At 62.7% G+C, this 16,515-nt stretch carries 9 protein-coding genes; 4 read left to right on the top strand and 5 right to left on the bottom strand.

Going from position 1 to position 16,515, the window contains the following annotated elements; genetic code table 11:
- The first annotated feature begins 10 nt into the window (after positions 1-10).
- From LOY67_RS15640 to LOY67_RS15630, 3 genes are read left to right on the top strand one after another with little or no spacing between them, the layout of a single operon-like run.
- Positions 11-1,078, top strand: coding sequence for a branched-chain amino acid ABC transporter permease (locus LOY67_RS15640; RefSeq protein WP_265063350.1), 1,068 nt, complete (start codon positions 11-13; stop codon positions 1,076-1,078).
- A 53-nt stretch (positions 1,079-1,131) separates the two neighbouring features.
- Positions 1,132-2,457, top strand: a complete 1,326-nt coding sequence (locus tag LOY67_RS15635; RefSeq protein ID WP_265063349.1) for an ABC transporter substrate-binding protein — start codon at positions 1,132-1,134, stop codon at positions 2,455-2,457.
- Between the two features lie 57 nt (positions 2,458-2,514).
- Entirely contained in the window at positions 2,515-3,309 is a 795-nt protein-coding gene (locus LOY67_RS15630) for an ABC transporter ATP-binding protein (protein WP_265063348.1), read from the top strand.
- On the opposite strand, the gene LOY67_RS15625 is transcribed toward LOY67_RS15630, so the two are convergent.
- The 5 genes from LOY67_RS15625 to LOY67_RS15605 all read right to left on the bottom strand — a co-directional run bounded on the left by LOY67_RS15625 (position 3,301) and on the right by LOY67_RS15605 (position 10,471).
- On the bottom strand, positions 3,301-4,404 hold the full coding sequence (locus LOY67_RS15625) for a sigma-54 interaction domain-containing protein (protein ID WP_265063347.1): 1,104 nt from the start codon (positions 4,402-4,404) through the stop codon (positions 3,301-3,303). The genes LOY67_RS15630 and LOY67_RS15625 overlap by 9 nt on opposite strands.
- A 1,472-nt stretch (positions 4,405-5,876) precedes the next feature.
- Complete coding sequence (locus LOY67_RS15620; RefSeq protein WP_265063346.1) at positions 5,877-6,911, bottom strand: HlyD family secretion protein; 1,035 nt, start codon at positions 6,909-6,911, stop codon at positions 5,877-5,879.
- Between the two features lie 6 nt (positions 6,912-6,917).
- Entirely contained in the window at positions 6,918-8,471 is a 1,554-nt protein-coding gene (locus tag LOY67_RS15615; protein ID WP_265063345.1) for an MFS transporter, read from the bottom strand.
- Entirely contained in the window at positions 8,468-9,937 is a 1,470-nt protein-coding gene (locus tag LOY67_RS15610) for an efflux transporter outer membrane subunit (RefSeq protein WP_265063344.1), read from the bottom strand. The genes LOY67_RS15615 and LOY67_RS15610 overlap by 4 nt, the downstream gene beginning before the upstream one ends.
- Positions 9,938-10,081: 144 nt before the next feature.
- Positions 10,082-10,471: a response regulator transcription factor gene (locus tag LOY67_RS15605; protein ID WP_265063343.1), complete on the bottom strand. Its 390-nt coding sequence runs from the start codon at positions 10,469-10,471 to the stop codon at positions 10,082-10,084.
- A 457-nt stretch (positions 10,472-10,928) separates the two neighbouring features.
- Here LOY67_RS15605 and LOY67_RS15600 point away from each other — a divergent pair, with 457 nt between their 5' ends.
- A complete protein-coding gene (locus tag LOY67_RS15600) occupies positions 10,929-16,397 on the top strand; it encodes an ATP-binding sensor histidine kinase (RefSeq protein ID WP_265063342.1) in 5,469 nt (1,822 codons plus the stop codon).
- The last annotated feature ends 118 nt before the right edge of the window (positions 16,398-16,515 follow it).

The raw sequence follows: 16,515 nt of genomic DNA, 5'->3' as shown, positions 1-16,515 counted from the left end.
AGAGAACAACATGTTTTATCGAGAAGCAGGCCAGTTCAATACACGCTATGCCGAGGGCCGTCGCGTCTTCGCCTTGCGCCAGGATCGCCACGGGCTCGCCGCGCTGTTGCTGTTTGCCTTTGTCGGCGTGCCCTGGATTGGCAACGACTACTGGCTCAGCGCGATTCTGATTCCGTTCCTGGTGCTGTCCCTGGCCGGGTTGGGACTCAATCTGCTGACCGGTTATGCCGGGCAACTGTCGCTCGGTTCGGCAGCGTTCATGGCGGTCGGGGCCTTTGCCACCTACAACCTCGAAGTGCGTGTCGCTGGCTTGCCGTTGTTGTTCAGCATCGCTTTGGGTGGGTTGGCGGCGGCACTGGTGGCGGTGCTGTTCGGCTTGCCGAGCCTGCGTATCAAGGGTTTCTATCTGCTGGTTTCGACCCTGGCGGCGCAGTTCTTCGTGACCTGGGCGCTGACCCGGTACAGCTGGTTTTCCAACAACAGTGCCTCAGGCGTGATCAGCGCGCCGCGCCTGGAGGTACTGGGTGTGAACCTGGACGCCCCGAGCGGTCGCTACCTGTTGACGCTGACCGTGGTGGTGGCGCTGTTCTGGCTGGGCAAGAACCTGGTGCGCAGCGAGCTGGGGCGCAACTGGATGGCGGTGCGCGACATGGACACCGCCGCGGCCGTCATCGGTATTCAACCGGCAAAAACCAAATTGCTGGCCTTCGCCATCAGCGGGTTTTTCCTGGGAGTGGCCGGCGCGCTGTGGGCCTTCGCCTACCTGGGCACCGTGGAGCCCCATGGCTTCGATCTCAATCGGTCTTTCCAGATTCTGTTCATCATCATTATCGGCGGGCTCGGCAGCCTGCTGGGCAACTTCCTCGGGGCGGCGTTCATCGTCCTGTTCCCCGTCCTGCTCTCGAACCTGGCGTCGCTGCTGCCCGGCGGGCTGATCGACGCCGGTCAGGTGGAAAACCTGCAGAAGATGCTCTTCGGCGCCCTGATCATCCTGTTCCTGATCAAGGAGCCAGAGGGCCTGGCGCGCCTCTGGCAGCGCTGTCGCGAGCGCATGCGGCTGTGGCCGCTGCGCTACTGAACGCCGCACGAATTAACCACACAGGTCACTGGCTACACCCTAAGGAAAATCCAATGTTCAAACGATCTTTCGCGAGCAGCCTGGCGCTGGCCCTCAGCCTCACCGTCGCGGCCTTTACCGTCCAGGCGGACAACGAGCAATACTTCCCGCTGCAAAGCTATCGCGTCGGCCCCTATGCGGCCGGTGGCACCGGTTTTTTCGGCGGCTTCATCGACTATCTCAAATACGTCAACGCCAACGGCGGCGTGAACGGCGTCCAGTTGACCTGGAGCGAATGCGAAACCGAATACGTGGTGGAAAAGGGCGTCGAGTGCTACGAGCGCCTGAAGAAAGGCTTGAACGGTGCGCCAGCGGCGGCCACCAACCCGCTGTCGGTGGGCATCGCCTACGCCACGCTGGAGCGTTCGACGGCCGACAAACTGCCGTTGATTACCATCAACCACGGACGCACGGACTCCACCGATGGCAGCGTGTTTCCCTATGTCTTCCCGTTGCAGTTGAACCCTTATTCCGAAGTGTCCGCGATCATCAACTACATCGGCCAGCGGGCCGGCGGGCTGGATAAACTCAAGGGCCTGAAGATCGTCACTCTGTACCACGGCTCGCCCTACGGCAAGGAGACCAACGAGGTCCTGCAAACCCTGGCCGACAAGTACGGCTTTTCGCTGACCTTGCTGGAGGTGCCGCACCCAGGCAACGAACAGCAGTCGCAATGGCTGAACATCCGCCGGGAAAAACCCGACTGGGTGATCCTGCGCGGCTGGGGCGTGATGAACCCGGTGGCGCTGAAGACCGCGCAGAAGGTCGGCTTCCCGGCCGATCGCATCATCGGCAATATCTGGAGCAATTCCGAGGATGACGCCGCACCGGCCGGTGCCGCCGCCAAAGGATTCATTGCCATTACCACTCATCCTTCGGGTACCGATTTCCCGGTGCTGCAAGGCATCAAGCAGCAAGTGGTCGATACCGGTCATGGCGACCTGGCCGATCCCAAGCGTTTCGGCACCGTGTACTACAACCTCGGCGTGGTCAACGGCATTCTTAACGTTGAAGCCGTGCGTATCGCACAGCAGAAATTCGGCAAGCAGCCGTTGACCGGTGAGCAGGTGCGCTGGGGGTTCGAGAATCTCAAGCTCGACGACGCTCGACTCAAGGAACTGGGGGCGTTGGGGTTGGTGCAGCCGTTGCAACTCTCGTGCTCGGACCACGAAGGTGGCGGGGCGGTGCGCTTCCAGCAATGGGACGGCGCGCAGTGGAAACTGATCAGCGACTGGGTCCAGGCCGACCGCGCCTTGCTGCGGCCGATCATCGAAGCGTCGTCCCATCAGTACGCCCGGGAAAAAGGCATCACCCCGCGTGACTGCAACAAGGAAACCTGAGGCAACCCGACGATCCGGGCGCTTGCGTCCGGTGGTTCCGCGAAGAGGCGAAACAGCATGGCGACGAACGTGCCGATCCTGCAGATCGACGATATTGAAGTCTTCTATGAACAGACCATCCTGGCCGTGCGGAGCGTGTCGCTGAACGTCGCGAAAGGGCAGGTCGTGGCGTTGCTGGGCGCCAATGGTGCCGGTAAGAGCACGACGTTGAAGGCAGTCTCCAACCTGGTGCGTGCCGAACGGGGCGAAGTGGTACGGGGGCGGATTGTGTATCAAGGGCGAGAGGTGACTCACAGCGCTCCCCACACCTTGGCGGCGAACGGTTTGGTGCAAGTGCTGGAAGGTCGGCATTGCTTTGCCCAATTGACCGTGGAGGAAAACCTCCTCGCTGGCGCCCTTGCGCGCCAGGTTCCGCGGCGCCAGCTCCTGGCCGATCTGGAGTGGGTCTACGGCCATTTCCCGCGCCTGAAACTACGCCGCAGCATCCCCGCCGGCTATACCTCGGGCGGAGAGCAGCAGATGATCGCGATAGGACGGGCGCTGATGGCCAAGCCTCAGCTGGTCTTGCTGGACGAACCCTCGATGGGGCTGGCACCGCAGATCGTCGAGGAAATCTTCGAAATCATCCGCCAGCTCAATGAGCGTGATGGCGTCAGCTTTCTGATCGCCGAACAGAACATCACGACGGCGCTGCGTTACGCCCATTTCGGCTACGTACTGGAAAGCGGTCGCGTGGTCAGTGAAGGCCGTGCTGACCAACTGGCGGCCCGCAGCGACCTGCATGATTTTTATCTGGGGGCACGCAATGGGGCGAGGGCTCCATCCTCAAGCGTCGGCGCGGGATCAGGTTGAAAGGTTGATCACCTGGCCGTTGTGCGTGCTCAGCGCCGGACGGCGTTTGCTGACTACCAGCTCACCGATCCTGATCAGCAGCGTGCGCGTGACATTGCGGCTCAGGCCCAGCAGGGCGGCGGTGTGGACCTGGTTGCAGTTGGCGTATCGGTAGGCTGCGCGCAACAGTGCCGTTTCGACCTTCTCATGCAGATCGCCATGCTCTTGCTCGAGCAGCTTTTCAAAGGCCTTTTGCAACAGCGCCTCCGCATTGAGAGGGGGGCTCTCCGGTGCTGCGTCCTGGCGGTCGATACGAAAGTTGGACAAGTGCAGATCCTGGACGCCAATCAGCTGATTGCGGCAGATCAGCAGGGTGTGATGGATGACGTTTTCCAGCTCGCGGATATTGCCCGGCCAGGCGTAATCAAGCAGTTTGCGCTGCGCCTGCGCATCCAGCGCCACCTCGCCGTAACCCAGCCTGCGGCTGTACTCGGCGATGAAATGGCGTATCAACGGCAAGATGTCACCGGGGCGCTCGCGCAGCGGTTTGAGAACGAGGCTGACCACATTGAGACGGTAGTAGAGATCTTCGCGAAAGTGGCCGGCGTTGATGGCTTTTTCCAGTTGCACATTGGTGGCCGCCAAGACGCGCACGTTGATCTTGATGCTCTTGCGCGAGCCCAGGCGGACCACTTCACGTTCCTGGAGCACCCTGAGCAGCTTGACCTGGATCGGCAGTGGCAGATCACCGATCTCATCCAGGAACAAGGTGCCGCCGTCAGCTTCTTCGAACCAGCCTGCCTTGGCGGTCAATGCACCGGTGAACGCGCCTTTTTCGTGCCCGAACAGCTCGGCTTCCACCAGCGTCTCGGAGAACGCCCCACAGTTGACCGCAACGAACGGCTTGCCCTGGCGGGCGCTGAGATTGTGTATGTGCCGGGCGACCAACTCCTTGCCCGTACCGGTTTGGCCGATGATCAGCACACTGGCGTCGCTGGGTGCCACTTTTTGCAAGTGAGCCAGCAGGGCCTGGGAGCTCGGGTCTTCAAAGACTTGGGCCGTGGCACGAATCGACGTGGCCAGGCCTGGTGACGGGGGAAGTGTGAGCAGTTGCATGGCGGTGGCTCGTCAAATGAGATCGCAGTGGGTCAAAGGCTTGGATCAATCTAAATGATCTAAAAAATGTTCAATAAATACTTTTTTGTTATTTGCTTAAGGTTTGGCCTTCTTGACGCCGAATGCAGGCAGGCCCGACGCCTTCGCGAGCAAGCTCGCTCCCACAGTGGGTTTGCAGTGGATGCAGGATTTGTGCATGACCCCGAACCCTGTGGTAGCGAGCCTGCTCGCGATAGCAGTGGCACATTCAACAAGGATGCAGGCCGGTCCGACGCCATCGCGAGCAGGCTCGCTCCCACAGTGGGTTTGCGGTGGATGCAGGATTTGTGCACGACCCCGAACCCTGTGGGAGCGAGCTTGCTCGCGATAGCGGTGGCACATTCAACAGGGATGCAGGCCGGTCCGACGCCATCGCGAGCAGGCTCGCTCCCACAGTGGGTTTGCGATGGATGCAGGATTTGTGCACGACCCCGAACCCTGTGGGAGCGAGCTTGCTCGCGATAGCGGTGGCACATTCAACAGGGATGCAGACCGGTCCGACGCCTTCGCGAGCAGGCTCGCTCCCACAGTGGGTTTGCGGTGGATGCAGGATTTGTGCACGACCCCGGACCCTGTGGGAGCGAGCCTGCTCGCGATAGCGGTGGCAGATTCAGCAGGGATGCAGGCCGGTCTGACGCCATCGCGAGCAGGCTCGCTCCCACAGTGGGTTTGCGGTGGACGCAGGATTTGTGCACGACCCCGGACCCTGTGGGAGCGAGCTTGCTCGCGATAGCGGTGGCACATTCAGCAGGGATGCAGGCCGGTCCGACGCCTTCGCGAGCAGGCTCGCTCCCACAGTGGGTTTGTGAGGTGGACGCAGGATTTGTGCACGACCCCGGACCCTGTGGGAGCGAGCTTGCGCGCGATAGCGGTGGCACATTCAACAGAGATGCAGGCAGGCCCGACGCCTTCGCGAGCAGGCTCGCTCCCACAGCGGGTTTGCGGTGGATGCAGGATTTGTGCACGACCCCGGACCCTGTGGGAGCGAGCTTGCTCGCGATAGCGGTGGCACATTCAGCAGGGATGCAGACCGGCCCGACGCCTTCGCGAGCAAGCTCGCACAGTGGGTTTGCGGTGGATGCAGGATTTGTGCACGACCCCGAACCCTGTGGGAGCGAGCCTGCTCGCGATAGCGATGGCACATTCAGCACAGGGATGCAGGCCGGTCCGACGCCATCGCGAGCAAGCTCGCTCCCACAGTGGGTTTGCGGTGGATGCAGGATTTGTGCACGACCCCGAACCCTGTGGGAGCGAGCTTGCTCGCGATAGCGATGGCACATTCAACAGGGATGCAGGCCGGTCCGACGCTATCGCGAGCAAGCTCGCTCCCACAGTGGGTTTGCAGTGGATTCAGGATTTGTGCACGACCCCGGACCCTGTGGGAGCGAGCCTGCTCGCGATGAGGGCTGTGTGTTCGACATCGCCGTCACGGATCATCCACGGATACGAATGTACGGCGTGACCGACATCCCCACTCGCAATTTCGCCGCCGCCGGTTGGTCAGGGTCGATGTGGATGCGCACGGGCAGGCGTTGGACGATCTTGGTGAAGTTGCCCGTGGCATTGTGGGGCGCGATGGCGGAGTAGCTGGCGCCGCTGGCCGGGCCCAGGCTTTGCACTGTTCCTGCCAGTGTTTCGCCCGGCAGGGCATCCACTTCGATATCCACGGCCTGGCCGGTTTGCACGCGGGCCAGTTGCGTCTCGCGGAAGTTGGCGGTGATGTAGACGGCATCGAGCGGGACAATCGCGAGCAAGGGTTTCCCGGCGTTGACGAACGCACCGACGCGCACGGATTTCTCCCCGATCGTGCCACTGATCGGCGCGGTGATGCGGGTATAGGACAGCTTCAGTTCGGCGATGGCCTGCGCGGCCTGGGCGTGGGCGAGGGCTGCCCTGGCTTGTTCCAGGTCGGCCTTGAGGATGTCCACCTGCTGCCGGGCCGCCTGCTGGCCGGCTTGGCTTTTTTCCAGCCCCGCCTGTTGCACGCTCAACTGCGCCTCCGCCTGTTGCTGTGCCTGCACGGTGCCCGAACCGTCGGCGGCCAGGTTGCGGTAGCGGGCGTGATTGGCCTTGGCCAGCTTGAGCGCGGCGTCGTCCGCAGCGACTGCGGCCTGGGCCTGGCGTATGGCGGTTTGCTGTTGGATCAGGCGGGCTTCCAGGCTGGCGATACCGGCCTGGGCGCTGGCGACCTGGGCCTTCGCCACGTTCACCGTGGCGACGAAATCCCGGTCGTCGATGACCGCCAGCAGATCGCCTTTCTTCACCGGCTGGTTGTCTTCGACCAACACCGTTTCAACCGTGCCCGACACCTGCGGCGCCACCGTGGTGAAATCGGCGTGGACATAAGCATCGTCCGTCGATTGGGTCGAGGCGCTGGATTCGGAGCGATTAAGATAGAAAACGCTGCCGATGGCCACTGTGAGCAGCAGCACTGCACTGAGGATCCGGGCTTTCTTCGGTAAGGCCATGATGAGTTACCCGTGTGAGGGAGAAGGAGGCGTCAAGACAGGCGCCGGGATGTAGGTCAGCCGCAGCACCAGGGGAATCATCAGCAGTGCCAACACCCCCAGCACGCGATAGGCATCGGCGATGGACAGCACCAGCGCCTGCTGGCTGACGATGCCCATCAGCGATGACGGCTCGGGCACGACAAGGGCATTGCCGGCCAGGGCCGCTTGATCCAGCAACATTTCCCCATGGAAACGGCCGCGCACGGTCATGAGCTGACCGATCACCGCCGCGCCGAACAGTGAACCAAAGGCCCGCAGCGTGTTGATGGTGCCGGACACATAAGGGCCTTCGGGGGGCTGCACCACGCTGGTGATCAGGAACAACATCGATACCACCGCCATCGGTTGTCCGAAGGCCTGTAGGGTTTGCGCCAGGACGAACTGGTCACGGTTCCAGTCGGCGGTCAGTTGTGCTCCGCACAGACACGCCAGGGCGATCAGCAACAAACCCGAGGCGAACACGATGCGCGCATCGACCCACTTGCGGTACAGCAACAGCGCCACGACAGGCCCCAGCACCAGTTGCGGCAACGCGACAATCAGCCCGATCGAGGCCATTTGCAGCGGACGATAGTTCTGCAGCGGGCCGAGATAACTGGCGGGTAACAATGAGCTGGACATCAGCACCACCAGCAACGACAGGAACAGGGTGCAGCCCAGGCCCAGGTTGCGGCGTCCGAGGATCTGCAACTTGATGAATGGCGAGGGGTGGTACCACTCGGTCAACAGGTACACCGCCATCAAGGTCAGGCCCATCACCAGGGATGTTGTAATCAACGGCGAGTGAAACCAGTCCAGGCGCACACCCTGGTCCAGCGCGACGGTGATCAGGCCGAGCGCCGGTACACCGCACGCCATGCCGGACCAATTGGCCTGGCGAAAGCGCGGAACCTGGACGGGCTCCCGGGGCAGTCCCCAGGCGATCAGGCCGGCGGCGACGAGGGCCAGGGGAATGATCTGCCAATACACCCAGCGCCAGTCGTGCAGCCCATCCGTCCAGCTTCCGGCCAGCCAGATCGACAGGTTGGGCGCGAAGGTCGCGGTCATCGCATACAACGCCAACCCGTACAGCCGGATGGCCGGCGGCAGGAATTTGAGGGCGGCCATCATCAGCAAAGGGATCGTCGTACCGCTGGCGATGCCTTGGGCGAAACGCAAGGTCAGCAGCAGCTCCAGGTCGTGAATGAACGGCAGGATCAAGGCGAGCAGGGTGCAGGTGCCGAGCATCCACAGCTCGAAGCGACGCAGCGACAGTGTCAGGGCGAACCACGCCGAAAAGGGCATGGCGATCAGCTCACCGGCGCTGTACGCGGTGGTCAGCCAGGAGCCGTCGTCGAAGCCCAGGCCCAGCGCCCCCCTGACATCCGCCAGCGCCAGGGCGCCGACCCGGGTGTTCAGCCCGGCCATCATGGCCGCGAGGAAAATGCCGACCAGGCCGACCAGCGGGCGAATGGCAGATTGGACCTGGGGCGCCTGGCCAGTCGCTACGCCGACCGGCGACACGGCGGCGACGTTCATTGCCCGCCCTCCGGATCCCAGCCACCACCCAGGGACTTGTAGAGATTGACCACGGTGAGCGTGGCATCGGTCGTGCTGGCGTTGAGGCGGGTCTGACTGGCAAGCACGTTGAGTTGTGCCGTCAGCACGCTCAGATAATCGGCGGCGCCTTGCTGATAGCCGCGCTCGGCCGCATGCAGTGCCTGCTGGTTCTGCTCGAAGGACACCTGCAGTTCGTCGTGCTGGCGCTGTTGGGCGGCCCAGGCATCCAGGGCGTTGTCGACTTCATGCCAGGCGCGCAGCACCGTTTTGCGGTAGGCGAGCGCGGCGCTTTTCTGCCGTGATTCATTCAGCTCCAGGCGCTGGGTCAGCCGACCGCCCTGGAAGATCGGCAAGTAAACCGTCGGGCCGATGGAAAAGATGCGTGAATCCCAACTGCTCAGGTCCCCACTGTTGAAGGCTTCCACGCCGATGCGTCCCTTGAGGCCGATCCGTGGATAGAAGTCGGCCTTGGCGACGCCGATGTCAGCGGTCGCGGCATGCAGCCGTGCTTCGGCGCGCAGGATGTCGGGGCGCCGGCGGGCCAGTTCGGAAGAAACGCCGACCGGTATGTGGCTGGGCAGCGTCGGCAAGGGCATCTCCGGGCCCAACTGGGCGTCGAGCGTGCGGGGTTGCTCGCCCAGCAGCAACGCCAGTGCGTTCATCTGGGCATTACGGCGCTGGCCCAGTTCCGGCAGCAGGGCCTTGATCGTCGCCAGTTGCGCGCGGGCGGTCGCGGTTTCGAAGTGGGTGGCGACACCATTGCGTTCGCGGCTTTCAGCCAGGCCCAGGGTCCGTTCGGCGACGGACAGGTTTTGCCGGGCGATATCCAGCTGCGCCTGGGTTCCACGCAATTGCAGGTAGGTGCGGGCCACTTCGGCGGACAAGGCGACCCGGGCGGCTTCGCGGTCATACACCGTGGCTTCCAGGATCGCGGCAGCACCTTCACGGGCACGTCGGGCCCGGCCCCATAGGTCGATCTCCCAACTGGCATCGAAGCCAAGCTGCCAGAAATTGGTCGCCCCGGTAGGAGCGCCCAGGGCGGCGAACTTGCCGTTTTCACTGAGGGCCTCGCGGGTGTAGCTGGCGTAGGCGCCCACGTTGGGTTGCAACTGCGAAGAGGTGATACCCAGTTGCGCCCGGCTTTGTTCAATGCGCTCGGAGGCCATTTGCAGATCGAGGTTGCCGGCCTGGGCTTGTGTTTGCAGTTGGGCGAGCGTCGGGTCGTTGAACAGCAGCCACCATTGGGCTGGAACCGCGGCGCTGGACATGGGGGGAGCGCCGGCATGCTCGGGCCGGGGTGTCAGTTGCAGGGCGTCGAGGTCGTTCCCGGGTTTCATGAAGTCGGGGCCGACCATGCAGCCCGCCAGGGAAATGGCCCCCATCCCGATTAGGCCGATACTGAATCGTTTCAGGATGCGGTGGGGTGACTCGAAAAATGCCGACATAGCCAGTTCCCCGCAAGATTCACGGGCGAGTCGCCCGCCGTGAGTCCATGCTATTGGGAGTGGCTTACGGGCGCACTTCTACATCGGTTCAGAAAAACCATACGTCAGTGGCGGCAGACTATACGAAGGTATGAGTGCAGAGGGTCAGTGCCGCTGGCTGAGGGCGGTTTCGATACATTCCAGCAGCCGGTCGGCCTCACAAGGCTTTGGCAGACAGGCAATCAGTCCAGGGGTGCCGGCGCCCAGGTGGGACACTTTCCCGGGGTAGGCGGTGATGAATATGGTGGGGATCTTGAAGCCCATCGCGCCGAGTCGCTCGTGCAGCTCCACGCCACTCATGCCCGGCATCTGGATGTCGGAGACCAGGCAGTTCGTCCCGGCGGGGCCGGCGGTGTCAAGAAAGTCCAAGGCGCTGCAATAGGTGCGAACGTCGTAGCCGCTGGAGCGCAACAGGCTCTTGAGGGCGGCCCGAACGGATTCGTCATCGTCGACGACTGCAATGGTTTGCGTGGTGCCTATCTGGGTGTCTTCCATAAGGGGTCGCTCGTGACAGCGCCTGTCGTGAATTACACGATACGCGGTCTCGCAAGGCGCAGAAGTATACCTACGTATAACTAGTTAAGACCAAAGGGTCGTTCCGTCCTGTTCAATGAGTCCGGTCCAGCCCGGCCCAACGGAAATAGCTGTGAAGGGCTTTCGCCAGGCGTTAATCTACAGGCCGGTGACACGACTCGTTTCGTTCCGTTCCCGACGGCAACGTGCGCAGCCCGATTCATTGTGGCGAGGGGATTTATCGAAACGTCGCACCGCCCCGTTGGGGCGCGAAGCGCCCCCAAAAACTGAGCATGCGGCGTGTCAGACAGGTTGAGGGGGACTGCTTCGCAGCCCAACGGGGATAAATCCCCTCGCCACAGGTCCATCTACTTTCTTAAGTGAGCAGCATTGCGGTAGATGACCCACGATTTATTGTTCCCGTGCCCTGGAAAACAGCATGCAAATACTATGGGACGATGGTGAGCGTACCTTCTGTCGGCAACTGCGTTCGGGCGCGGAGGGCAAGTATTCTGTGCTGGTTGCCCGGCCCGCGGGCGAGCAACCTCGCCCCGGCTGCCTGGGCCGCCTCGCCCATGAGTTCGGCCTGAAGGACGAGCTGGAGAACACCTGGTCGGTGCGCCCCCTGGAAATGCTGCGCGAAGGCGCCCAGATGCACCTGGTGCTCGAAGACCCGGGTGGCGTGCCGCTCATGCAACTTTTGATCGCACCCATGGAGACCGCCACGTTCCTGCGGCTTGCCGTGGGCATTGCCGTGGCACTGGGCAAGCTGCACCAGTGTGGCCTTGTCCATAAAGACATCAAGCCCAGCCATATCCTGGTGAACTGCACCGACGGCCAGGCCCGGCTCACCGGTTTCGGCCTGGCCTCGCGCTTGCCCCGGGAACGACAGGCGCCCGAGACCCTGGCCGGCACGCTCGCCTACATGGCCCCCGAACAGACCGGTCGGATGAATCGCTCGATCGATTCGCGCAGCGACCTTTATTCCTTCGGCGTCACCCTCTATCAGATGTTGACCGGCTCGCTGCCGTTCACCGCGTCTGACCCGATCGAGTGGGTGCACTGCCATATCGCCAGGAAAACCCTACCCCCCAGTGAACGGGTCGCAACCGTTCCCGAGATGCTTTCCCAGATCGTCATGAAGCTGCTCGCCAAGACCGCCGAGGAGCGTTACCAGACGGCTGCCAGCGTCGAGCACGACCTGCGGCGATGCCTGGCGGACTGGCAACAACTGGGCCACATCAATGCCTTTGCGCTGGGTGAACATGGCGCGTCGGATCGGTTGCTGATCCCCGAGAAACTCTATGGTCGTGAGCAAGAAGTCGACACCCTGGTCGCCGCGTTTTCGCGGATCGTGCGAAGCAGCTCACCGGAACTGGTGCTGGTCACAGGTTATTCCGGTATCGGCAAGTCTTCGGTGGTCAACGAGTTGCACAAGGCGCTGGTGCCGCCGCGAGGGCTCTTCGCCAGTGGCAAGTTCGATCAGTACCGGCGTGATATTCCCTACTCGACGCTGGTGCAGGCGTTCCAGAGCCTGGTGCGCACGCTGTTGGGTAAGAGTGACGCAGAGCTGGCGAGGTGGCGTGACGCCTTGCAGGAGGCACTGGACACCAACGCACGGCTCATGACCGACCTGATTCCCGAACTCAAGTTGATCATCGGCGAGCCGCCGGCGGTTACATCCCTGGATCCCCAGCAGGAGCAGCGCCGCTTCCTGCTGGTGTTCCGGCGCTTTATCGGTGTGTTCGCCCGCGAAGACCATCCGCTGGCGTTGTTTCTCGACGATTTGCAGTGGCTCGACGCGGCGACCCTCGATCTGCTGGAGGATTTGCTGACCAGCAGCGATGTGCGGCATCTGATGCTGGTCGGTGCCTATCGCACCAACGAGGTGGATGCCACGCACCCCCTGGTCGCCAAACTCCAGGCGATCCGAAGTGCGGACGGCAAGGTCAGCGAGATCACGTTGATGCCGCTGACCAAAGTGCATATCGAGCAGTTGATCGCCGAGGCGCTTCATGACGAGCGCCCACGTATCGAGCCCCTGGCGCAATTGGTGCTGGATAAAACCGCCGGCAATCCGTTTTTCGTGATCCAGTTTCTGCAAGCGCTGGCCGATGAGCAGTTGCTGACCTTCGATCATGCCGCCCGCCAGTGGTGGTGGGATCCGGATCGCATCCATGCCAAGGGTTATACCGACAACGTCGTGGATCTGATGGTTGGCAAACTGGTCCGCCTGCCCATGGAGACACAGCAGGCGCTGCAGCAGCTTGCCTGCCTGGGTAACGTCGCCGGGATCAAGGCGCTTTCGACCGTCCTGGGACTCCCCAAGGCGCAGGTTCGGACGGTCCTGTGGGACGCGATTCGACTGGAACTGGTCGAACGGCTGGATGGCGCCTACGGGTTTGTCCATGACCGTATTCATGAGGCCGCCTATTCACTGATCCCCGAGCATTCACGTGCCGAGGTCCACCTGAGAATCGGGCGGCTGCTCGCCGCACAGACGTCGTCACAAGGTCGGGACGAGGCGATCTTTGAAATCGTGGGGCAGCTCAATCGCGGCGCCGCATTGCTCACCGACCAGGGTGAACGCGAGCAGTTGGCGGAATTCAACCTGATCGCCGGACAGCGCGCCAAGGCGTCGACGGCCTACGCTTCGGCGCTCAACTACCTCACGACCGGCACCCAGTTGCTGGACGATGACTGCTGGGCGCGTCGGCATGAACTGATTTTCGCGCTGTCGTTGAACAGGGCTGAATGCGAGTTCCTGACCGGGCAGCTCAGCATGGCGGACGAGCGCCTGACAGCGTTGGCCAAGCGCGCAGTGACCGTCATCGAGCGCGCCAGCGTCGCGTGCCTGCAAATGGACGTGTACCTGCTGCTGGATCGCAGCGACGGCGCGGTCGAGGTCTGTCTCGCCTACCTGCGGCATGTGGGTATCGAGTGGTCGGCCCATCCGGGTGACGATGAGGTGCGTCGTGAGTACGACCGTATTGGCTCGTTGTTAGGGGGGCGGGCAATCGAGGACCTCATCGATTTGCCGCTGATGGAGGACGCGCCATCCCTGGTGACGGTCAATGCGCTGAGCAAGCTCTTCCCGCCGGCTTTGCAGACCGATGCAAACCTGACGGACCTGTTGATCTGCAAGGCAATTACCTTGAGCCTGGAGTGGGGCAACTGCGACGCTTCCTGCGTGCTCTACGCCAACCTGTTCAGGGTCGCCGGTCGGCGGTTTGGTGACTATGAGGTGGGCTTCCGGTTCGGTCGGCTGGGTTGCGAACTCGTTGATCAACGCGGCCTGAAGCGATTCGAAGCCAGCACCTACCTGTGTTTTTCGAACTTTGCCGTGCGCTGGATGAAACCGGTGGGGCAATGCCGCGACCTGTTGCGTCGTTCCTTCACGGCGGCGAACCGGATCGGTGATCTGCCATATGGCGCCTATGCGGGAAACAGCCTCACCTCCGATTTTCTCTTCGCCGGCGAGCCGTTGTCCGAGGTACAGGATGAAGCCGAGCGGGGACTGGTATACGCCAGGAAGGTGCGCTTCGGGCTGGTGACTGATTTTATCGCCACGCAACGGGTTCTGATCCGGATGATCCGGGGCTTGACGCCGACCTTCGGTCGCCTGGATGACGGCGATTCGAACGAGTCGGGTACCGAAGCACATTTGAGCAGCAATCCCGATCTGGCGTTGGCTGAATGCTGGTACTGGGTTCGCAAGCTACAGGCCCGCTACATGGCCGACGATCCGGACGCAGCGATGGAAGCCGCTGCGAAGGCCGAGCAGTTGCTCTGGACGTCCCACTCGTTCTTCGAGGAAGCCGAATATCACTTCTACAGCGCACTGGCCCGGGCCGCTTGCTGCGATAGTGTCTCGGCGGACGAGCAGGCGCAGCACTTGCTCGCCATGGCAACCGACCACCAGTGGCTTGAGGGCTGGGCCCGGCAGTGTCCGGAAAATTTCGCCAGCCGTGCGGCCCTGGTTGGTGCCGAGATCGCCCGGGTCGAGGGCCGGGTGATCGATGCCGAATTGCTCTACGAGCAAGCCATGGAAGCCGCCCTGGCGAGCGGTTTTGTTCATGTCGAGGCGCTTGCCAATGAGCTTGCCGCGCGTTTCTACCGGGCGCGGGGCTTCGGCAAGATCGCCCGCGTTTATTTGCAGGATGCCTGTTACGGTTATCTGCGTTGGGGTGCCGATGGCAAGGTGCGGCAACTTGAGGACAAGTACCCGGCGCTCAGGGCCGAAGAACCTGCGCCCGGCCCGACGACAACGATGGCTACACCGGTCGAGCACCTTGACCTGGCCACCGTGCTCAAGGTTTCCCAGGCCGTGTCGGGCGAGATTGTCCTGGAAAAACTGATCGACACGGTCATGGGCACGGCGATCGAACAGGCCGGCGCCGAGCGTGGGCTGCTGATCCTGTCCCAGGACGGTGAGCACCGGATCGCTGCGCAAGTGACCGCCGATGGCACCACCACTCAACTGCGCAATGCGCCGGTGAGCGCGGCGCTGTTGCCGGAGTCGGTGCTTTATCACGTCCTGCGCACCCGCGAGAGCGTGGTGCTGGACGATGCACTGGTCGAGGCCCCGTTCGCCACGGACCCCTACGTCCGTCAGCAGCACGCCCGTTCGATCCTGTGCCTGCCGCTGACCAACCAGGCCAAGCTGGTCGGTGCGCTGTATCTGGAAAACAATCTGGCGGCCCATGTGTTCAGTCCCAGCCGGATCGCCGTGTTGAAGCTGGTGGCCTCACAGGCCGCCGTGTCCCTGGAAAACGCCCGCCTGTACCGCGAGGTCGCCGAGCGCGAAGCGAAGATCCGCCGCCTGGTGGACGCCAACATCATCGGGATTCTCGTCTGGCATGCCGACGGGCACATCATCGAGGCTAACGATGCGTTCCTGCGCATGTTGGGTTACCAGCGAGAAGACCTTGCCTGCGGCCTGCGCTGGAGAGACCTGACCGTGCCGGAGTTCCAGGAGCTCAGCGACCGCTCGTTGGCGCAGGCGCTGTTGACCGGACACACCCGGCCCTACGAGAAGGAATACTTCAGGAAGGACGGCAGTCGCTTGCCGGTCATTGTCGGCCTGGCCTTGTTCGAAGCGGGCAGCAATGAGGGGGTTGCCTTTGTACTGGACCTGACCGAGCGCAGGCAGGCGGAAGAAAAAATCCGTGAAAGCGAACGCCGCTATCGTGAGGTGCAAACCGAGCTGGCCCATGCCAACCGCGTGGCGACCATGGGGCAGTTGGTGGCTTCGATTGCCCACGAAGTCAACCAGCCGATCGCCGCCGCGATCCTCAACGCCAATGCGGCGTTGCGCTGGTTGAACGCCCAGCCACCCGAAATCGAAGAGGTCCGCCAGGTACTGGAACGCCTCATCCTCGATGCCAATCGAGCGGCGGATGTGCTTGGCCGGATCCGTGGACATATCCGCAAGGCACCGCCGCAGAAGGGCCCGGTGGACATCAACGCGGCTATCGAAGAGATGATCGAGTTTACCCGTAGTCAGATCATCAAGAGCGGCGCCTCGATACAGACGCAGTTCATGGACGGCTTGCCCTTGATCGAAGGTGACCGGGTAGAGCTGCAACAGGTGCTGCTCAACCTGATCATGAATGCGTTGGAGGCCATGGGCAGTGTCAGCGAAGGCGAGCGGCACCTGGTGATCTGCGCGACGCTGGGCGAGGCGGGTTGTGTGCTCGTCAGTGTCAGCGACACGGGCCCGGGGTTCGCCTCGCAAAGCACCGACCTGGTGTTCACCTCGTTCTATACCACCAAGCCCACCGGCCTGGGCTTGGGGCTGTCGATCTGTCGCTCGATCATCGAGGCCCATGGCGGTTGCCTGCGGGCCATCGCCAACCCACCGCGGGGCGCCACTGTACAATTCACGCTGCCCATCGTGCGCCCGTGAGGGCGCCGGTTTAATACTTAGGTTTAGGGGCCGCATATCAATCGGTCACGGGAACCAACCCACGTACAAATGAAACGCGATAAGCCCCGGCGATATATTCCCCATCAAGGACTGCGGA

Source organism: Pseudomonas sp. B21-056 (assembly GCF_026016325.1).
Classification (GTDB): Bacteria; Pseudomonadota; Gammaproteobacteria; order Pseudomonadales; family Pseudomonadaceae; genus Aquipseudomonas.
Note: the sequence above shows the minus strand (reverse complement) of the source record. Positions and strands in the feature narration are given on the sequence as shown.